At 67.1% G+C, this 19,659-nt stretch carries 18 protein-coding genes; 8 read left to right on the top strand and 10 right to left on the bottom strand.

Annotated elements, in window-relative coordinates; genetic code table 11:
* Window positions 1–19 precede the first annotated feature (19 nt).
* A complete protein-coding gene (locus tag JO391_RS07765) occupies window positions 20–655 on the top strand; it encodes a CDGSH iron-sulfur domain-containing protein (RefSeq protein WP_220663882.1) in 636 nt (211 codons plus the stop codon).
* 30 nt (window positions 656–685) lie between these two features.
* Here the strand turns inward: JO391_RS07765 and dddP are convergent, their stop codons facing one another.
* Window positions 686–2,026: a dimethylsulfonioproprionate lyase DddP gene (gene dddP, locus JO391_RS07760; RefSeq protein ID WP_220663881.1), complete on the bottom strand. Its 1,341-nt coding sequence runs from the start codon at window positions 2,024–2,026 to the stop codon at window positions 686–688.
* A 176-nt stretch (window positions 2,027–2,202) separates the two neighbouring features.
* On the opposite strand from dddP, the gene JO391_RS07755 reads away from it, so the two are divergent.
* Window positions 2,203–2,985: a heme-dependent oxidative N-demethylase family protein gene (locus JO391_RS07755; protein WP_220663880.1), complete on the top strand. Its 783-nt coding sequence runs from the start codon at window positions 2,203–2,205 to the stop codon at window positions 2,983–2,985.
* A 3-nt stretch (window positions 2,986–2,988) separates the two neighbouring features.
* Here the strand turns inward: JO391_RS07755 and JO391_RS07750 are convergent, their stop codons facing one another.
* The gene (locus JO391_RS07750; protein WP_220663879.1) at window positions 2,989–3,993 is read right to left on the bottom strand and encodes a hypothetical protein; all 1,005 of its coding nucleotides are present in this window, start codon (window positions 3,991–3,993) and stop codon (window positions 2,989–2,991) included.
* Window positions 3,994–4,338: 345 nt separating this feature from the next.
* Entirely contained in the window at window positions 4,339–4,911 is a 573-nt protein-coding gene (locus JO391_RS07745) for a hypothetical protein (RefSeq protein WP_220663878.1), read from the bottom strand.
* Between the two features lie 161 nt (window positions 4,912–5,072).
* Here JO391_RS07745 and JO391_RS07740 point away from each other — a divergent pair, with 161 nt between their 5' ends.
* A complete protein-coding gene (locus JO391_RS07740; RefSeq protein ID WP_220663877.1) occupies window positions 5,073–5,771 on the top strand; it encodes a trypsin-like serine peptidase in 699 nt (232 codons plus the stop codon).
* Between the two features lie 48 nt (window positions 5,772–5,819).
* Here JO391_RS07740 and glnA read toward each other — a convergent pair whose 3' ends face one another.
* Together glnA and JO391_RS07730 are read right to left on the bottom strand one after the other, a co-directional pair.
* Window positions 5,820–7,229: a type I glutamate--ammonia ligase gene (gene glnA, locus JO391_RS07735; RefSeq protein ID WP_310795069.1), complete on the bottom strand. Its 1,410-nt coding sequence runs from the start codon at window positions 7,227–7,229 to the stop codon at window positions 5,820–5,822.
* Window positions 7,230–7,300: 71 nt separating this feature from the next.
* A complete protein-coding gene (locus JO391_RS07730; RefSeq protein ID WP_220663874.1) occupies window positions 7,301–7,639 on the bottom strand; it encodes a P-II family nitrogen regulator in 339 nt (112 codons plus the stop codon).
* Window positions 7,640–7,807: 168 nt separating this feature from the next.
* Here JO391_RS07730 and JO391_RS07725 point away from each other — a divergent pair, with 168 nt between their 5' ends.
* On the top strand, window positions 7,808–9,556 hold the full coding sequence (locus JO391_RS07725) for an NAD(P)H-hydrate epimerase (protein WP_220663872.1): 1,749 nt from the start codon (window positions 7,808–7,810) through the stop codon (window positions 9,554–9,556).
* 33 nt (window positions 9,557–9,589) lie between these two features.
* Here JO391_RS07725 and JO391_RS07720 read toward each other — a convergent pair whose 3' ends face one another.
* The 4 genes from JO391_RS07720 to pyrC form a co-directional block, all read right to left on the bottom strand.
* Entirely contained in the window at window positions 9,590–11,089 is a 1,500-nt protein-coding gene (locus JO391_RS07720; protein WP_375155691.1) for a replicative DNA helicase, read from the bottom strand.
* Between the two features lie 231 nt (window positions 11,090–11,320).
* Complete coding sequence (locus JO391_RS07715) at window positions 11,321–12,001, bottom strand: orotate phosphoribosyltransferase (RefSeq protein WP_220663870.1); 681 nt, start codon at window positions 11,999–12,001, stop codon at window positions 11,321–11,323.
* 7 nt (window positions 12,002–12,008) lie between these two features.
* Window positions 12,009–12,488 (bottom strand): hypothetical protein, encoded by a 480-nt coding sequence (locus tag JO391_RS07710; RefSeq protein WP_220663868.1) that lies wholly within the window; start codon window positions 12,486–12,488, stop codon window positions 12,009–12,011.
* A gap of 10 nt (window positions 12,489–12,498) precedes the next feature.
* Window positions 12,499–13,539, bottom strand: a complete 1,041-nt coding sequence (gene pyrC, locus JO391_RS07705) for a dihydroorotase (protein ID WP_220663866.1) — start codon at window positions 13,537–13,539, stop codon at window positions 12,499–12,501.
* An 89-nt stretch (window positions 13,540–13,628) separates the two neighbouring features.
* On the opposite strand from pyrC, the gene JO391_RS07700 reads away from it, so the two are divergent.
* Window positions 13,629–13,982: a GFA family protein gene (locus JO391_RS07700; RefSeq protein WP_220663864.1), complete on the top strand. Its 354-nt coding sequence runs from the start codon at window positions 13,629–13,631 to the stop codon at window positions 13,980–13,982.
* A 3-nt stretch (window positions 13,983–13,985) separates the two neighbouring features.
* Here JO391_RS07700 and JO391_RS07695 read toward each other — a convergent pair whose 3' ends face one another.
* Window positions 13,986–14,915, bottom strand: a complete 930-nt coding sequence (locus tag JO391_RS07695; RefSeq protein WP_220663862.1) for a hypothetical protein — start codon at window positions 14,913–14,915, stop codon at window positions 13,986–13,988.
* 236 nt (window positions 14,916–15,151) lie between these two features.
* Here JO391_RS07695 and JO391_RS07690 point away from each other — a divergent pair, with 236 nt between their 5' ends.
* The 3 genes from JO391_RS07690 (at window position 15,152) to JO391_RS07680 (ending at window position 19,625) form a co-directional block, all read left to right on the top strand.
* The gene (locus JO391_RS07690) at window positions 15,152–16,063 is read left to right on the top strand and encodes an AAA family ATPase (protein ID WP_220663860.1); all 912 of its coding nucleotides are present in this window, start codon (window positions 15,152–15,154) and stop codon (window positions 16,061–16,063) included.
* Window positions 16,064–16,154: 91 nt separating this feature from the next.
* Entirely contained in the window at window positions 16,155–17,390 is a 1,236-nt protein-coding gene (locus tag JO391_RS07685; RefSeq protein ID WP_259444855.1) for a vWA domain-containing protein, read from the top strand.
* A gap of 132 nt (window positions 17,391–17,522) precedes the next feature.
* Window positions 17,523–19,625: an OmpA family protein gene (locus tag JO391_RS07680; RefSeq protein WP_259444854.1), complete on the top strand. Its 2,103-nt coding sequence runs from the start codon at window positions 17,523–17,525 to the stop codon at window positions 19,623–19,625.
* Window positions 19,626–19,659 lie beyond the last annotated feature (34 nt).

The following is a 19,659-nucleotide window of genomic DNA, read 5'->3' as shown; positions in this document are numbered from 1 at the left end:
CGGTAGCAGGAGAGCCAGGATGGTCGAGGTGGTGAAGGGCCGCGAGGTGACGGTGACCTTCGACGGGTCGAAATGCGTGCATTCGCGCAACTGCGTGCTGGGAAATCCCAAGGTCTTTGTGCCCAACGTCAAGGGGGAGTGGATCTTCCCCGATGCCGCTCCGGCAGAGGCCGTGCTGCGCCTTGGCTTCAACTGCCCGTCCGGCGCGATCCGGGTCAGCCGCAATGATGGCGAAGCGGGGTCCGAAGTGGCGCCGGTGGTGAACACGCTGCGCGTGCGCGAGAACGGGCCGCTGGCCCTGGAAGCGCCGATCCTGGTGCGGGGCGAACCGGCCGGAATGCGCGCCACGCTGTGCCGGTGCGGGGCATCGAAGACCAAGCCCTATTGCGACGGCAGCCATGCGGCGGCAGGGTTCGAGGCGACGGGCGAGCCGGCCGCGAAGGACAGCGTTGCGCTTGAAGTGCGGGACGGGCCGGTGGACGTGCAGCCGCAGCCGAATGGATCGCTGAAGGTGGTGGGCAATCTGGAGATCGTCTCGGGCACGGGCCGGACGGTGAACCGGGTGACGCAGACCTGGCTTTGCCGCTGCGGGCAGTCGAAAAACAAGCCCTACTGCGATGGCAGCCACAAGGCGGCCGGGTTTTTGGCGGAGTGAGGCGCGGAGCGGTGCGTGCAAGCACGCACCCTACCCACCCATGAGCCGCGCGTCGAACGGGTAGCTTGTCAGGTTCTCGCATCCCGTCTCGGTGATCAGCACCTGGTCTTCCAGCTTGATCGAGAAGTCGCCGCCTTCGGGCGACACCAGGGCCTCGACGCAGAGGACCATGCCGGGTTCGAGATGGGCGTCGAAGGCGCCTTCCATCCAGCCGTCGGGGTAGTGGACATAGGGCCATTCGTCGCAAAGCCCGACCCCGTGCATCTTGCAGGAGTACTTCTGCTTCCAGTAGCGGTCGTCCAACTGGTGGCCTTCGAACACAAGTTCGCGGATCGTCACGCCGGGTTTCAGCCGGGCCTGATGGTCGCGGATGTGGTCGAGCGCATGGGCGTAGGCCGAGATCATCGCATTGGTGGGCCGCGCATCGCCCACCCACCAGGTGCGCGAGATGTCGATGCAGATGCCATAGGCGCCGATCAGGTCGGTGTCGAAGGCGACGATTTCATTGTTCTGCACGATGCGGGGGCCGCATTCCTGGAACCAGGGGTTGGTGCGGGGGCCAGAGGCGAGGAGGCGTGTCTCGATCCATTCGCCGCCGCGGCGGATGTTGCCGGCGTGCAGTTCGGCCCAGATCGCATCTTCGCTGACATTGCCCTTCGGCACGTTGTCCCGCGTGAACGCCTCCATCTCGGCCACGGCGTTCTGACAGGCGACCATGGCGCAGCGCATGGCGAGGATCTCGTCGGGGGTCTTGATGGCGCGGGTGCGTTCGGTGACTTCCTCGCCTTCCTCGACGGTGAAGCCGATGGCTTCCAGCGCGCGGAGCCCGTGGACCATGATCTTGTCCACCGCAAGATGGCGGTTGGTGCCGGCATGGGCGCGCATCACCTCGTCCACCTGGGCGGCGAAGCCCTTGGCCGCCGCTTCGCCCCGGTCGCCGGTGGAGTTGTAGAAGAAGGTGGCGCCCGAGCGGAGTTCCTTCACCAGCGGGTTGAAGGTCACGAGAAAGGGCGAGTTCTTGTATTCCCACATCACCATGTGGCCATCTGCGCACAGAAGGCAGGCGCGGAACGGGTTGTGGGTGTTCCAGATCTGCATGTTGGTGGTGTCGGTCGCGTAGCGGATGTTCAGGGGGTCGAACATCAGAAGGCCGCCGTAATCGCGGTCGATCAGGGCTTGCGTCAGGCGTTTCCAGCGGTTTTCCCGCATCCGGGCAAGGTTGGGCGGCGTTAGGCCTGCGGCCTGGAACTCGCGGAAGGCAAGCTGCGTCGGGCCGATTTCCACCCGGTCGTTGTCGTTGGGGCTGCCGTCGCCAAGGCGGTCGCCGCGGCTCGGGTCGATCTTGCGGCGGTCGCGGTGGTAGTCGGTCATGGCGTTCTCCTGGCTGGCGGCAGGATCGGTCTGCTCGGAGGGGCGGGGCGCGTCTTCTAGCGACGGGCGCATGTCGGAAACCTGCGCCTGCGGCCGCGAGGGACGTGAGTATCTGGGCAAAGAAGAAACCGAGGTGGTGTTTTCTTTCCATCGGGCTTTGGCTAAGGCCTGCGCGCATGAGCGAACCGATCCTGCAATCCCGCCTTCCCTATGCCCCCTGGATGGAACCGCGCACCTGGCGTTTGCCGGGGATCGTTCCCGCCGAGCCCGGCAGCTGGCTGAGCGTGGACGATGCCTTTGCGGGCCAGATGGCCGAACGCGACCGGCTGATCGCAGAGCGTCCCGACGCGGTGGTGGGGATGCTGGAGCGGGCGCGGCCGGCGGCGGAGGAGCTGCTTGGGATGGTGCTGGAAAAGCTGCGGTCGGTGCCAGGATATGCCGTCGGTGGGGCTGAGGTCACCCGGCCCGATGGCGTGACGGTGCCGCTGGACAGGGCGGCGCCGATGCGGGTGCTGGGCCGCCTGGTGCAGGAGGATCTGTGCCTGCTGATGCAGGAGGGCGAGGAAGCGGTGCTGGTCGCCGCGGCCTTGTGCTTTCCGGCCAGCTGGACGCTGGCGGAAAAGCTGGGCCGGCCGATGGTGCGGATTCACGAGCCGGTGACGCATTACACGGAGGATGTGGCGAAGCGGGTTCAGCGCCTGTTCGATGCGATCCGGCCCGAGCAGCCGCTGCAGCGCTGGAACGCGCTGGTCTATGACGACCCGGAGCTGCATCAGCCGCGGCTGGAGGGGCAGCGCCGGCCTAGACCGGTGCGGCGGGATTACCTGCGGTCGGAGCGCCAGGTGCTGGTGCGTCTGCCGCAGACGCGGGCGGTGCTGTTTTCGATCCACACCCATGTGGTCGAGATCGCGCGGCTGGATGCGGCGGCCCGCGACTGCATGGCCGCCGCGGGGCTGTAAGCGTCAGAACGGCAGGCGCGTCACGATGTCGGCGGCGGCTGCGGCATGGGCAAAGCCGAAGACGGCTCCGGTAATGGCCATCGCGCGGGCCGAGGTGCGCAGGTCAACCCCCTGGCGCCAGGCCGAGGCGAGCAGTGTGGCGCCCACGGGTGGCATGACGATGGTGAGCGTGGCATTCATCGTCATGGCGGCGATGCGCTGTGCGTTGCTTTGGCCGTCTTCGTCATCCGCAGGATCATAGAGCGCGTCGCGAAGGCCGGCGAGTTCGGCCGAGCCGTGGCGGTGCTTCGGCGCCGGGGCCGCGCCTGCGGCCTCGATCCGGCGCAGGGCGCGGCGGCGCGCGGCCTTGCCTTCGGGCTTTGATTCCGCAGCCGGGGCGGCGGCCGCTGCCGCGGGGGGCTCGGTCGGTTTGCGCGGCGCGATGACCAGTTCGGCCTCGGGCAGCACATCCGGCGTGGCGGTCTCGTTTGCGGCATTGGTGCGCAGGGCGGCCTTGCGCGCGACCTGGGCGGTCTTTTCGGGGAAGGGGTGGCGGCGCAGCAGGCGGTCGACCAGGTCTTCCGTCACCGGTTCGGGCGGCACGGGCTTGCGTTCCGCCGGCGGCAGGGCATCGATCAGCGCGTCGATCAGATCCACGGTGACGGGCTCGGTCACGCGATGGTGGATCACCTGGTCGGCACCGAGGCTTTGGGCGGCGCGGCTGGCAATACGGTCGCACAGGCTGGCGTGACGGTCCGGATCGAAGGGCCCGGTAGCGGTTGGCGCGGGGCCGACCGAGATGGTCAGGCAGGCGGCGTGGCCGTTGTCGAGGTCGTCCGCAAAGCTCATTCCGACACGGGTGCCGTCCATGTCCATGAAGACGATGTCGTCGTGGTCCCAGGTCGTTTCACGTTCGCCGCCGATGCGGGCCAGCGCAGCGTCGAGGTCGCGCACGAGGGCGGCGAAAGGCTTCGTCGGGACGCTCGAAAAGAGGAGCTGGGCAATCGTGCTCGGAGTTTTGCTGCTCATGGTTTCGACTCCTTGGGCGTTCTTCATCCACAAGTTGCCGAGCAAATGTGCCGTGTTGATGCTCAATTTAGGAAAAATGAAGGGAATTGGTGGGGAGACGCCCGGGAGCCTGTCCATTTAGACAGGTTGATTACTTGAAGAATCTGGGGGCGCCAACCGGAATCGGTGCGAAAATGTGGCAGAAACCTGGCGACGACCGGTTGAACGCTGGGTGCCCCAGCCTTGCCCTTGTTCGGCAGCACGGGACAATTATTGGCTCCCGGTGCAAGGATATCGGATGAATGCGAACAATGCCCAAGCGGCGCCCATAGCATTGGGGCGGCTTCTGGGCGCGGGGTCCGCGAATCAACGGGAAAGGCGGAGATCCTCGCCGGAGAGATGGGAGTGGAGGGCGGCAGCGGCCCCGAAGGGCAGGAGCGCGATCACCATGGCTGTCGCGACCAGACGGGCCAGTGCGCCGCCGGGCGCGTGGGGTGCCTTGGGGGAGGGTTGGGGCGCGGGCCGATGGATTGCCTGATCCTCGCGAAGGACGGCCCGGATGGCGGCCAGCGTGGCATCGTCGTCCGAAACAGTCCGCGACGGCGTCGGTGCGGCCGGGCGCGGGAAGGCTCCGGCCAGGACTGCCCTGATCACCTGCGTGTCGGCGTCGAAGCCGGGCGTTTCTGCGCACAGCGATCTTGCGGCACTGCTGCAAAGCGACTGGGTTCCGGCTGCGAGGCGCGGCATGGTGTTGCGGGCTGCGGCCGCGCGCTCGGCACCCGCTTCCAGCCCGCGCTTTGTCGAGGCACGGGCATTGGCGAGCGAGACGCGCAGAAAGGACTTCAGGTCGAAGGGAGGTTGCTGTCGACCGTCAGCCCAGATCGGGGGGCGGTCAGGATGGGTGATGGCCCGGGACCGGGCACGAACCGGCTTTTGCACTCGCAAAGACATGTGGCACCCTTGTGGCGGCAGGCAGAAAAAAGGGCAGGAATGTGACGCAGCATGGCAAGAAAGCTGCCAAAATGTGGCAGGGGGCGGCCGGAAATGTGGCAAAAATCGGGCAGCCCCTGAACAAAGTGTTTCCAGCCTGGCGGAAGCAGGTGGCTCTGCTTGTCGTGGGGATGTTGGTTCAGCTTGCAGGGGCCGCTTCTGCGGGGCAAGCGGCTGCGCAGGAAAAGGCGCGGGCGCTGGAGCCCGAAGAGGCACTGGCCTATCGGGCCGTGGGGCGGGTGAACCTTGCGGGCAACCGCAGTTGCACGGGCACGCTGGTCAGCGAGCGGCTGGTGCTGACGGCGGCGCATTGCCTGTTCAACCCGGTGACCGGACAGCGCAGCGTGGCCGCGTCGATCCGCTTCGTGGCAGGTCTTTGGCAGACCGACTTTGCGGCGTTGCGGGGCGTGGCGAGAACCGCGGTGCTGCCGGGTTTTGCGCCTGGGGGCGACGTGGCGGATCTGGCGGTTCTGGAGCTTGATGAGCCTGTGAAAGACGTGGAGCCGATAACGGTGGCGCCCTGGGACGCGCATGGCCCGGTCGCCGTAGTGGCCTATGGACGCGACAGGGCGTGGCGGCCCTCGATCCGCGAGGGCTGTGGGGTGAGCAGGGCCGATATAGCCCTGGCCGTCCTGGATTGCACCGTCGTGCCGGGCGTGTCCGGGGCGCCGGTGCTGGTGGGGCAGGGCGATGCGATGCGTCTGGTTGCCGTGGTGTCGGCCAAGTACGGCAAGCCGGTCGAGGCCGGGCCGGCGCTGGTGGTGATGCCGGCGGAGCTGATGGCCGCGCTGGTGGCGGCACTGGAATGAAAAGGGCGCACCGCGAGGCGCGCCCTTCGGATGCCGGGGTGTGTGCCCTCAGCAGGAATAGTACATCATGTACTCGACCGGGTGCGGCGTGTGTTCGAAGGCATAGACCTCTTCCCACTTCAGCGCCATGTAGCCTTCCAGTTGGTCCTTGGTGAAGACGTCGCCGGCGAGCAGGAAGTCGTGATCCTTTTCCAGCTCTTCCAGGGCTTCACGCAGCGAACCGCAGACCGTCGGGATCTGCGCCAGTTCTTCCGGCGGCAGGTCGTAGAGGTCCTTGTCCGAGGCGGGGCCCGGGTCGATCTTGTTCTTGATGCCGTCGAGGCCGGCCATCAGCAGTGCCGCGAAAGCCAGATAGGGGTTCGCCGCCGGATCGGGGAAGCGGGCTTCCACACGCTTGGCCTTCGGGCTTTCCGTCCACGGAATACGGACGCAACCCGAGCGGTTGCGGGCCGAGTAGGCGCGCAGAACCGGGGCTTCGAAGCCGGGGATCAGGCGCTTGTAGGAGTTGGTGGACGGGTTGGTGATCGCGTTCAGCGCCTTGGCGTGCTTCAGGATGCCGCCGATGAAGTACAGGGCTTCCTGCGAGAGGTCGGCATACTTGTCGCCCGCGAAGAGCGGCTTGCCGTCCTTCCAGATCGACATGTTGACGTGCATCCCCGAGCCGTTGTCGCCCTTCATGGGCTTCGGCATGAAGGTCACGGTCTTGCCGTAGGCGGCCGCGACGTTGTGGATCACGTACTTGTACTTCAGGATGTTGTCGGCCTGCTGGGTCAGCCCGCCGAAGATCAGCCCGAGTTCATGCTGGGCGGTCGCCACCTCGTGGTGGTGCTTGTCGACCTTCATGCCCATGCGCTTCATCGTGGACAGCATTTCCGAACGCAGGTCCTGCGCCGCATCCACCGGGTTCACCGGGAAGTAGCCGCCCTTGTAGTTGGCGCGGTGGGCGAGGTTGCCACCCTCGAACACGGTGTCGGTGTTCCAGGCCGCGTCTTCGGCGTCGATCTGGAAGGACACCTTGTTCGGCTGCACCGAGTAGCGCACGTCGTCGAAGACGAAGAATTCGGCTTCCGGGCCGAAGTAGGCGGCGTCACCGATGCCCGAGGACTTCAGGTACGCTTCCGCCTTGAGCGCCGTGCCGCGCGGGTCGCGCGAGTAGGGCTCGCCCGTGTCGGGCTCGACCACGGTGCAGTGCACGCACATGGTCTTTTCGGCATAGAACGGGTCGATGTAGACCGAGGTCGGGTCCAGGATCAGCTTCATGTCGGACTGGTCGATCGACTTCCAGCCGGCGATGGACGAGCCATCGAACATGAAGCCTTCCTCGAACAGGTCCTCGTCGACCAGATCGGCAACCAGCGTCACGTGCTGGAGCTTGCCCTTCGGGTCGGTGAAGCGGATGTCGACATATTCGACCTCCTCTTCCTTCATCAGTTTCAGAGCATCCTTCACTGCGCTCATCATGCTGCCTTTCGCTGGTGTTTCCCTCTCGCCCGGCACAAGCCGGGCGCATTCCTCTTGGCGTCCGCGCCCTAGATGGCGTCGTCGCCGGTCTCGCCGGTGCGGATGCGGATGGCCTGTTCGACCGGGCTGACGAAGATCTTGCCATCGCCGATCTTGTCGGTGCGGGCAGCCGCGACGATCGCCTCGATCGCCGTGTCCACCATGTCGTCCGACAGGACGACCTCGATCTTCACCTTGGGTAGGAAGTCCACGACATATTCCGCGCCGCGGTACAGTTCCGTATGGCCCTTCTGGCGGCCGAAGCCCTTGACCTCGGTGACACTCAGACCCTGGATGCCCGCTTCCTGAAGCGCTTCCTTCACCTCGTCGAGCTTGAAGGGCTTGATGATCGCTTCGATCTTCTTCATGGGCGACTCCCTGCCTTTCGTCCCTTGTCGTCTGACCACTTCCCGCGGGAAGGGACAATTGGCTAGGGTGGGGCGTACCGGCGACCTTCGGGGATTCCGGGGGTGTCGCACAAATTTTATGCAAGCAGGTGAATTGATCATCGGTTTGCGAACGGAATGGGCATCTCCATGACAGAACTGCTGACCGCTGCCCAAATGCGCGCCATCGAACAGGCGGCGATTGCCAATGGCGAGGTCACAGGACTGGAGCTGATGGAGCGCGCGGGGCGTGGCGTGGTCGAGGCGATCTTCGCGGAATGGCCGGAGTTGCGGGCGGGGACGTTCCGGGCGGTCGTGCTCTGCGGGCCGGGCAACAACGGCGGCGACGGGTTTGTCGTGGCGCGGCTGTTGAAGGAGTGGGGGTGGGGGGTGGAGGTGTTCCTGTACGGGGACGCCGAGAAGCTGCCGCCGGATGCGCGGGTGAATTACGAGCGGTGGCGGGGGATGGGGGAGGTGGGTTGGATTAGGGCAGCCGACTTCAACAGGGCAGATGTGGTCGTGGACGCCATATTCGGCATCGGGTTATCGCGCGGGTTCGAAATTCCGGCGGCACTTAATCATGAGTATCACCACTTCCTGAGAGATGGGCTTTGGTGGACGGGCGAGACCCGCCCGCCATACATCGTTGCTATCGATATTACGTCTGAGTTGGACGCGGACTCCGGTCGCCGGCTGGAAACCTCGCAGGAATGGGGCGGGGAAATGGGTGCGCATCTCACGGTTACTTTCCACGCTCCTAAAGTCGGGCATTACCTCGACAGCGCTCCTGCCGCAGGCGGCCGACTTCGCGTCGTCGATCTGGGGATCGACGTTCCAGAACTTGATTCTTGGGACGAACGCCAAGTGAGGCAGCGGCAAATCGTCCAGCGCGTGGAACGACCCGAATGGAACATCTGGGGTCCATCCCTGACCAAGCGAAATCCTGAACCATCTGCGCCAGCCCACAAATTCTCTCACGGCCACGCCCTCGTCCTATCCGGTCCCCCCGGCCATGGCGGGGCAGGGCGTCTGGCCGCGCGCGGGGCGCTGAGGATTGGGGCAGGGCTGGTGACGGTGGGCTGCCCGCCCGAGGCGGTGGCGGAGAATGCGGCGCGGCTGGATGCGGTGATGCTGCGCGGGGTGGCGGATGGCGAGGTGCTGGCGCGGGTGCTGGAGGACCGGCGGATCAATGCGCTGTGCCTCGGGCCGGGGCTGGGGATGGGGGAGCGCGAGGCGGGGCTGGTGGCGGCGGCTTTGGGGCTGGCCGAGTGCCCCCCTCCCCCAACCCCTCCCCACAAGGGGGAGGGGGGCCGAGATGATCTGCCGACCCGCGGGACGGATGCCAGTGGAGGACTTCCCCTCCCCCTTGTGGGGAGGGGTCAGGGGAGGGGGGCGCGGGCCGTCGTGCTGGACGCAGATGCCCTGACGATGCTGTCACGCTCGCCCGAGTTGTTCGACGCCCTGCACAAGACCTGCGTGCTGACACCCCATGCCGGGGAATTCGCGCGGCTGTTCCCCGACATCGCGGCTAAGCTGGAGGCTCCGGCAGTGCGGGGGCCGGCCTATTCCAAGGTCGATGCCACGCGCGAGGCGGCGGCGCGGGCGGGCTGCGTGGTCTTGTTCAAGGGGCCGGATACGGTGATTGCCGCGCCGGACGGGCGCTGCGCCATCAACTCGGCGCATTACGACCGGGCCGCGCCCTGGCTGGCTACGGCAGGGTCGGGCGATGTGCTGGCGGGGTTCATCGCCGGGCTTCTGGCGCGTGGCTTTGCGCCCTTCGACGCGGCCTGCACCGCGGCCTGGCTGCATGTGGAATGTGCGCGAAGTTTCGGGCCGGGGCTGATTGCCGAAGACCTGCCCGAGGAATTGCCGAAAGTGTTCCGCGCGCTTGGGGTGTGAGGCAGATCGCCCCGGCCTGCGCCGGGGCGAGGCTCAGTACTCGCCGCCCTGCTGCCAGGGCTGGACGAGGTTGCCGAAGCGGGTAAAGCGGCCCTCGAAGCTGAGTTCCACCGTGCCGATGGGGCCGTGGCGCTGTTTGCCGATGATGACCTCGGCCTTGCCATGGGTCTTTTCCATGATCTCCTGCCAGGCGGCCATCTTGTCGAGTTCGTGGTCGGCGGGTTTTTCGCGTTCGCGGTAGTATTCCTCGCGGAAGACGAACATCACCACGTCCGCGTCCTGTTCGATGGAGCCGGATTCGCGCAGGTCTGAAAGCTGCGGGCGCTTGTCGTCGCGGCTTTCGACCGCGCGCGACAGCTGCGACAGCGCGACGACCGGAATGTTCAGTTCCTTCGCGATGGCCTTAAGGCCTTGCGTGATCTCGGAGACTTCCTGAACGCGGTTCTCCTTGGACGAGCCGCGCAGGAGTTGCAGGTAGTCCACCATCAGCACGTCGAGCCCGTGTGTGCGCTTCAGGCGGCGGGCGCGGGCGGCGACCTGGCTGATGGGCAGGGCGGGCGTGTCGTCGATGTAGAGCGGGCAGGATTCCAGCGCCTTGGCGGCCTCGACGAAGCGTCGGAACTCGGCCTCTGTCATGTCGCCGCGACGGATCTGCTCGGACGGCACTTCCGAGGCCTCTGACAAGATGCGCGCGGCCAGCTGTTCGGACGACATTTCCAGGCTGAAGAAGCCCACCACGCCGCCTTCGACAGCGCCTTCCGTGCCGTCGTGCGTGCGGCCGCGGCGGTAGGCCTTGGCGATGTTGAAGGCGATGTTGGTGGCGAGCGAGGTCTTGCCCATCGACGGACGGCCCGCGAGGATCAGCAGGTCCGACGGATGCAGGCCCCCCAGCTTCTTGTCGAGGTCGACCAGACCGGTGGAGATGCCGGCGAGACCGCCGTCGCGCTGATAGGCGGCGTTGGCGGAATTCACCGCCTCGGTCACCGCTTTGAGGAACGAGACGAAGCCGCGCTCGGCCACGCCCTGTTCACCCAGCTTGTAGAGCTTCTGTTCCGCCTCGATGATCTGGTCGCGCGGCTCGTTGTGGATTTCCACCTGCGCCGCCTTGGCCGAGATGTCGCGGCCAAGGGCGATGAGTTCACGGCGTACGGCCAGGTCATAGACCATCTGCGCATAGTCGCGCGCGGCATGGGCCGAGATCGCGGCGCCGGCAAGACGCACGAGGTAGGCCGGCCCGCCCAGTTCCTTCAACCCCGCGTCATCTTCGAAGAAGGGTTTCAGCGTCACAGGCGAGACGAGCGCGTTCTTCTGGATGCGGGCGGCCGAACGTTCGAAGATGCGCTGGTGGACTGGGTCGAAGAAATGCTCGGCGCGCACCAGGCTCGCGATGCGGTCATAGACATCGTTGTTGGTCAGGATCGCACCGAGCAGTTGCTGCTCGGCCTCGATATTGTGCGGCAGGACGTGTTCGGCTGTCTCGGCCGGAATCGGTTGTACTGGCGCAAGCGCCCGTATGGCGGTCTTGTCGGTCATTCCCATCCCCTGTCCCTGACCCCCTGCTGCCCGAAACCGCGACCGCCCGCAATCTGGGTATCTCTGGGGATAACCCTTGTGCCGGGGCGGGCCGAATCGTGAGCCGCCAAAGAGGGCGGATCGTCAATCTACCACATCTAGCGGCCGCAGCGAGGCTGACCCACCAGAGAGGTGAGTCGTTGAACGGAGTTATCCACGCTCATCCACAGCTGCCCGCCCGAATGGGGTGGCTCAGGGTGCCTTTCGTGCCTCTTGCCAGGCCCGTGGCGCCTTGAGAAACGACTCAACCTCGGCGAGAGTGGCCGGATCGAAGGCAGATTGCGCCCTCGCCTCGGCCAGAACGTCCCACCAGGTGCAGAGGTGGTGCAGCTTGACGCCGTGTTCGGCCAGCCGTTCCTCGGTGCCGGGGAAGATGCCGTAATAGAAGATCACCGCGGTATGACCGCAGGTGGCGCCCGTCTCGCGGATGGCATCGACGAACGAGAGTTTCGAGCCGCCGTCGGTTGTCAGATCCTCGACCAGCAGGACGCGCTGGCCTTCGGTCATGGCGCCTTCGATGCGGGCATTGCGGCCGTATCCCTTGGGCTTCTTGCGCACATAGGTCATGGGAAGCGCCAGGCGTTCGGCCACCAGCGCGGCAAAGGGGATGCCCGCGGTTTCGCCACCGGCAATGTTGTCGAAGGCTTCCATCCCGGCGTCGCGCATCACGGTGGCGGCCATGAAATCCATCAGCATCGACCGGATGCGCGGATAGGAGATCAACTTGCGGCAATCGATGTAGGTGGGCGAGGGCAGGCCCGAGGCGAGCGTGAACGGGGTTTCCGCGTTGAAATGCACCGCCTTGATTTCCAACAGCGCGCGGGCGGTCAGTCGGGCGATTTCGTCCCGGGGCGGGAAGCTGGCGGGGATCATGAGAACCTCAGTTGGCAGGTGCGGTGGGGGCGGGCAGGGGCCCAAGGCGTTCGGCCAGTTCCAGAAGGAAGCCGTGCAGCGTTTCGGTCAGGACCTCGCCGCCATTGTCGCGCAAAGCCTTGGCCGTACCGTTCAACTTGTCCACCGAGGCGGTCAGCGTCTGCACGTCGGTGCGCAGCCCGGTCAGTTGGGCCACCGCGGCGCTGTCGCCGGTGCCCGCCTTCGCGATAACGTCGGAAAGCCGTGCATCCAGCGTGGACAGATTTTCAAGCGTTGCGCTCAACGTGGCGACCTCGCCGGTCATCTGGCCCTTCAGGTCGGCGCCAAGAGCGGTGGCGGCGGCTTCCGCCGTGTCGGTGGCGAAATGCTGCACCCGGCCGATCAGGAGCCAGGTTCCGAACACCAGAAGCACGGCGAGCAGGAGCGTGGCGTTCAGCATCGCAAGGGCAAGCTGACGGAATGTCTGGCCGAAGGTGCGGTCTGGCATCGGGCTATCCTCAGAGGGTGACGGACCAGTGCAGGGCAAAGCCGGGGTCGAAAACGGTGACGGGACCTGCGCCGCTCTCGATCTTTGCCGGGTAGGTCACGGGTTCGCCCTTCGCCAGGGTGATCCGTGCCTCGTTCGGGGGCAGGCGGTAGAAGGCCGGGCCGTTCAGCGAGGTGAAGGCTTCCAGCCGGTCAAGCGCACCGTCCTGCTCGAACACTTCGGCGAGCATGGACATGGCATTGGTGGCGGTGAAGCATCCGGCACAGCCGCAGGCATGTTCCTTCAGATGGTCCGGATGCGGTGCGGAATCGGTGCCAAGGAAGAACCGCGCTTCGCCAGAGGTTGCGGCGTTGCGCAGCGCCAACCGGTGCTTTTCGCGCTTCGCCACCGGCAGGCAGTAGTAATGCGGCTTGATCCCGCCCGCGAGGATGGCGTTGCGGTTGATGATCAGGTGATGGACGGTGATCGTCGCGCCCAGGTCGGGCCCGCCGGCGCGGGCATAGGCCACGCCCTCTTCGGTGGTGATGTGTTCCATCACCACGCGCAGTCCGGGGATGCGGCGGCGCAGCGGGTCAAGCACCGTGTCGATGAACACCGCTTCGCGGTCGAAGATGTCCACTTCGGAGGCCGTGACTTCGCCATGCACGCAAAGCGGCAGGCCGATCTCGGCCATCTTCTCCAACACCGCCTGAACCTTGCCGAAATCGCGCACGCCCGACTGCGAGTTGGTCGTGGCACCCGCGGGGTAAAGCTTGACCGCTTTCACCAGGTCCGAGGCATGGGCCGCGGCCACATCGGCCGGATCGGTGCCTTCGGTGAGGTAGAGCGTCATGAGCGGCTCGAAGGACATGCCTTCGGGCAGGACGGCCAGGATCCGGTCGCGGTAAGCGGCGGCCTGGGCGGCGGTCACGACCGGGGGGACCAGGTTCGGCATGATGATGGCGCGGGCGAAGTGGCGCGCTGTCTCGGGCAGGACGGCTGCCAGCATCGCGCCATCGCGCAGGTGCAGGTGCCAGTCATCGGGGCGGCGGATCGTCAGGCTTTGGCTCATGTCTGCGCGGTAGCGCAAAGGGGGGCGCGGTTCCAGTGGAATCCGGGTCCGGGTTGCGGCTAGACTGGCGTGGAACGGGAGGACAGGCGATGGAATACACGGGCGGATGCCAATGCGGGGCAGTGCGGTTTCATGCCGAGGTGAGCCTGGACAACCCAGTCACCTGCAACTGCTCGCGCTGCCAGCGCCTGGGCTCGGTGCTGGCCTTCACGCCGCGGGCCTCGTTTCATCTGGACCAGGGCGGGGATAGCCTGACGGAGTATCTCTTCAACACGGGCACCATCCGTCACCAGTTCTGCAAGACCTGCGGGATCGAGAGCTTTGCCTGGGGTGCGATGCCGGACGGCACCCCCATGGTGGCGGTGAACATCAACTGCCTGGACGGTGTGGAGCCGCGCGAGATCGCCAAGACCGCCCACCATTACGACGGGCGGTCGCGCTGAAGATCAGGACGGTGGGGTGAGCCGCGCCTCCAGCGCGGCAAGCCGTTTCTGGAAGCCGGCGGATTTGAAGTGGCTGGCGACCCATCGTGTCGCGCGCAACTCTCGCGCCGTGTTGCCGCCGGCGGCCAGCTTGTCCATCAAGAGCCGGGCATAGACGCCAGAATTGCGCCTGAGCCGCCATAGTCGGGCAAAGCTGGAGCGTGTGAGCCCTCCCGCCATCGCCGCCTCGATCAGCCTTGCCGTTAGCCCCATGCTGTCGAACATGCGTTCCGGCGCCGGGCCAAGCGCGGGCGTGCGCAAGAGCGTGGCATAGGGCGCGCGGAACAGGGCGGCGTGCATCGCGTCCAGCGGTTCGGACGGGTCGTAGATCACGATGACCTCGGCCGCGCCTTCGGCCATTGCGGGGGCGTAGCCATAGCGCGAGGTGAAATCGAGCCGCCGCGCCGCAGGGTCACGCCTGTCCCAGCCGGCGAAGGCGGGGTCCTGGGTGGCGCGGGGCGCCATCAGCAAAAGGCTCGCGCCTGGGGCGGCAACCGAATAGGACGCCGCGGCATAACCGGCGGGCCCCGCACCATAGAACAGGACCTTGTCGAAATCCTCGAAGAAGGCATCGTCGACCAAACGGTCGAAGTAGCCCCAGACACCGGGGTCGCGATACCAGGTCTGCCCCTCGGCGATCAGGCACAGATGCGACCAGCCGCGGGCGCTGGCGATGGCATGGCCCTGCGGCAGCCCGTCCTTGCCCGCCCGGATGGCGGCGGCGGATTCGAATGTGACCAGCAGTGTGGTGCCTTCATCCGCGAAGAAGGCCCAGTGGCGCGGCCCGAGCGTCTGGAAATAGCCCGCCTCCTCGCCCACGCGGTCCAGTTTCGCGAGCCAATCCTCGGCCGGGCCAGTGGCGGTGATGTCGTCGCTGTCGGCGGGAGAGGTCATGCTGCGGCGTGTCCGTTTGGGGTTCTTGACCGGGAGTGTCGCAGCGCCAGAGCCTTCCGGCAAGGCGCTTGGGTTCACGGCAGTGGCGCCAAACGCGCAACAGTGCCAGGTGACTGTTTCCGGCGTTGAGGGCACTGTCCATTGGTCGCATGTGGTCCCCGGATGCTTGACCCTCACCCCGGCGCCGGGTGAGCATGAGGCCGCCCACGGCGTCGCCGGGGCAGGGAGAATCCTGCATGACTGACCTTCCCGGCTCGATCGACGCCACGGCAGAAATGCTGGCGGGTCAAGGCTACGTATCCCCCCGCGCGCTGTCGACCGTGGTGTTCCTGGCCCTGAAACTCGGGCGTCCGCTGTTTCTGGAAGGCGAGGCCGGCGTCGGCAAGACCGAGATTGCGAAGGCCATCGCCGCCGGTCTTGGGCGTCGCCTGATCCGCCTGCAGTGCTACGAGGGGCTGGATGCTGCCTCGGCCGTCTGCGACTGGAACTTCGCCGCGCAGATGATCGCGATCCGTACCGCGGAAGCGGCAGGGGGCGCAGACCGAGACGCGCTGAAGGGCGAGCTTTTCACCGAGGACTATCTGATCGAGCGGCCCCTGCTGGCCGCCATGCGCCCTCAGGCGGGCGGGGCCCCCGTCTTGCTGATCGACGAGCTGGACCGCACCGACGAGCCCTTCGAAGCCTTCCTGCTGGAGGCGCTGTCCGACTTTCAGGTCACCATCCCCGAACTCGGCACCATTCGCGCGCCCGAACCGCCCATCGTGATCCTTACGTCAAACCGCACCCGCGAGGTGCACGACGCGCTGAAGAGACGCTGCCTCTATCACTGGGTCGATTACCCCGACGCCGCGCGCGAGATGCAGATCCTTGCCACCCGCGCGCCCGAGGCTTCGGCCCGGTTGACCGCCGAGGTCGTGGCTTTCGTCCAGAAACTCCGGTCCGAGGATCTGTTCAAGAAGCCCGGCGTGGCCGAAACCATCGACTGGGCGAAATGCCTGGTGGCGCTGGACACGATCCAGCTTTCACCCGAAGTGATCGCCGACACGCTTGGCGCGATCCTGAAGTACCAGGACGACATCCAGAAGATCGCCGGGTCGGAAGCAGCGCGCCTCTTGTCCGAGGTCAAGCGCGAGGCAGCCTTCACATGACCCTGCTTCATCCTGGCTCAAATTCCCGACCGGGGGCGCGGGGGGTGTGAGCCTCCCGCTTCCGCCGCCGATGCCGGGCGCCGCCTCCCCCATGCCGCATGATCCCGGGGCCCTTCCCCGGAACATCGCCCATTTCGCGCGCGCGCTTCGCCGTGCCGGCCTGCCCATCGGGCCGGGCCGGGTGGTGGATGCGGTCCGCGCGGTCGAGGCGGCGGGCTTCACCTCGCGCGGGGATTTCTACCACACGCTGATGGCCTGCTTCGTAAGCCGCCCCGAACACCGCGCAGTCTTTGCCCAGGTGTTCCGCCTGTTCTGGCGAGATCCGCAGTTCCTGGAACACATGATGTCGCTGCTTCTGCCTGCTGTGCGCGGCGTGCAGGAGGACAAGGCGGCAGAAGCCGCCGAGCGCCGCGCCGCCGAGGCGCTTCTGGGCGAGAGCCTGCCGCTGCTGCCGCAAGCCGAAGAGCCGCCGCCCGAGATCGAGATTGACGCCCGCGCCACCGCTTCGGGCGAAGAGCGGCTTCGGACGCTGGACTTCGAGCTGATGTCGAACGACGAGATCGCCGAGGCGAAACGGATGCTGGCGCGGCTGGACCTTCCGGTGAAGCCGCTCGCCACCCGCCGCGGTGCCCCGGATGCGCGCGGTCGGTTGATCGACGCGCGGGCCTCTTTGCGCGCCGCGCTGCGCCGGGGGGGAGAGATGCAGCGCCTGTCCTACCGGGCCCCCCGGCCACGCTGGCCGAACCTGGTCGTGCTGTGCGACATCTCGGGGTCCATGTCGTCTTATTCCCGGCTGGTGCTGCATTTCGTTCATGCCGTCGCCAACCGGAAGGGCCAGGGGTGGGCGCGCGTCCATGCCTTCACCTTCGGCACAAGGCTCACCAACATCACGCGCCACCTGGCCAGGCGCGACGTCGATGCGGCGCTGAAAGCGGCGGGGGCAGAAGCGCAGGATTGGTCGGGAGGCACCCGCATCGGCTCATCCCTCCACGTCTTCAACCGCGACTGGTCGCGCCGGGTGCTGGGGCAGGGGGCGGTGGTGCTGCTGATCTCGGACGGGCTCGACCGCGACGATCCCGCGGCGCTTTCGCGCGAGATGCAGCGACTGCATCTGTCGGCGCGCCGGCTGATCTGGCTGAACCCGCTCTTGCGTTGGGATGGCTTCGCGCCAAAGGCGGCGGGCATCCGTGCCATGCTGCCCCATGTGGATTGCTTCCGCGCCGCCCATTCCATCGCCTCGCTGGAAGATCTGGGCGCGGCCATCACCGCGGCAGGCGATGCGGGCGAGCGTGACCGCCTGCTGGCCGCCATGGCCGATGCGCGATAGCCCGCCGGTGACCCGCAAGAGATAACACGGCGGTTGTTATCGCTTAGCACCGGCCTACCGTGTCAGTCCGGACCGGCGCCCGCAGTCCGGGCGGAATCGGCCCAGGATCGGGCTGCAAGACGAGGACAAGCCATGAAACGCCTTCTGACCACCACGACCGCCCTGGCGCTGGCCATCGCGCCGGTGACCCCGCTTCCGGTTTCGGCGCAGACCGTGGCCGCGGACGGAGCGGTGATCGGCGAGGACGGCACGGTGCTGTGCACCCCGACGGCCGAGGCGCCCTGCGACCTGGAGGCGATCACGCAGCAATTGCAGCAAGCTGCCGATCAGGCTGCCGCAGAGGCCGCTGCGCAGGCAGAGGCAGCGGCGCAGGCGGCCGCTGCGGCGGCCGAGGGCGAAGCGCAAGCACAGGCTGCGGCACAAGCTGAAGCCGAACGCCAGGCGGCGGAAGCCGCCGCTGCCGCGCAAGCGGAGGCCGATCGCCAGGCGGCGGAAGCTGCCGCTGCCGCCGAGCAAGCAGAAGCGGATCGCCAAGCCGCCGAGGCCGCTGCCGCCGCGCAAGCAGAGGCCGACCGTCAGGCCGCGGAAGCCACCGCTGCCGCCGCGCAAGCAGAAGCGGATCGCCAAGCCGCCGAGGCCGCTGCCGCTGCACAGGCAGAAGCGGATCGTCAGGCGGCGGAGGCTGCTGCCGCGGCCCAGGCCGAAGCCGAACGTCAGGCCGCCGAGGCTGCTGCCGCAGCCCAGGCGGAGGCCGAGCGTCAGGCCGCAGAGGCGGCGGCAGCCGAACAGGCCGCACAGGAAGCCACGCCGCCCGGACAGGATCCGGCCGATCCGGCTTCCGGGCAGTCCGCCGGCACGGATGGAACTGCGCAGCCTGCCCCGGTCATGATCCCGGATCAGACCCCCGGCCAGGACCAGGCCGAAACGCCGACCGGCCCGTCCGAGTCGCAGAACGGACAACCCAATGTCGAAGTTGCGGTGCCCGATCCGGCGACCCCGGCACAGCCGGAGCAGACGGCGGGTGAACAGCCTCCCGCGCCCGAAGAAGAGCCGGCGGTTCCCGTGGCCGAACAGACCATCAACCCCGAGGCCGTGACCACGCCGCCGAGCGAAGAGGAAGTGAAGGCGCTGACCGATCTTCTGGCCCAGCCCGAGGTCACCGCTGCCGATGCCACGGTGCCCGCCGTTGCCGCAGCGGCAGCTGCTGCTGCGGTGGCGGCCACCGATCCCGCTGCCGCGCCCCCCGCCGCGGCGGTGACGGAAACGGTGCTGACCGAGGGCGATACGCGCTCGTCTGCCGAGGATTTCGCCACCACCGCCTCGGGCAAGAAGAAGAACAAGGACAAGGGCCTTTCCGACTTCGAAAAGGCGGGCCTCGTCGCCCTTGGCGCCCTTGCCGTCGGCGTGCTGTTGTCGAACCGCGACCAGGTGGTGTCCAACACCGGCGACCGTGTCGTGGTGCAGCGCTCGGACGGCAACTATGCTGTCTACAAGGACGATGACGCCCTTCTGCGCCAGCCCGGCTCGGCCGTGAAGACCGAAACCTTCAGCGACGGCTCGACCCGCACCACGGTTACGCGCGACGACGGCACCTCGGTCGTGACGATCCGCGATGCCACGGGCCGCGTGCTGAAGCGCACCGCCTATGACACGCGGGGCCGCGAGATCGTGCTGATCGACGACCTCGCGCCGGAAAAGCCGGTTGTCGTGTCGACCCTGCCACGGCCCACTGCTCCCGTGATCTCGACCCAGGGTGGCGATCCCGAACTGGCGGCGGCGCTGGCCGCGATCCAGGCGCGCGACATCGGGCGGACCTTCAGCTTGCGTCAGGTGCGCGACATCAAGGAAGTCCGCGCGCTGGCCGCCACGGTGGATGTGGACAACATCACCTTCGACACAGGCTCGGCCGCCATCACTGCGGCGCAGGCCGAAAACCTGGCGGCCCTGGGGTCCTTCCTGAAGAAGATGCTGGCAAGGAACCCTGGCGAGATCTTCCTGATCGAAGGCCATACCGATGCCGTGGGCTCTGCCGCCGCGAACCTGGCGCTGTCAGACCGCCGGGCGGAATCCGTGGCTTTGGCGCTGACCGAGTACTTCGGCGTGCCGCCCGAGAACCTGGTGGTGCAGGGCTATGGCGAGGCCGACCTGCGCATCCCGACCGACCGGGACGAACGGCTGAACCGCCGTGTGGCCGTGCGGGTGATCACGCCGCTTCTGACCGTCGCCTCGAACTGACGCGACTGACGCGACCAAAGACCAGTGGCAGGGC

It is taken from the genome of Neotabrizicola shimadae, from assembly GCF_019623905.1.
In the GTDB taxonomy this organism is placed as follows: Bacteria; Pseudomonadota; Alphaproteobacteria; order Rhodobacterales; family Rhodobacteraceae; genus Neotabrizicola; species Neotabrizicola shimadae.
Note: the sequence above shows the minus strand (reverse complement) of the source record. Positions and strands in the feature narration are given on the sequence as shown.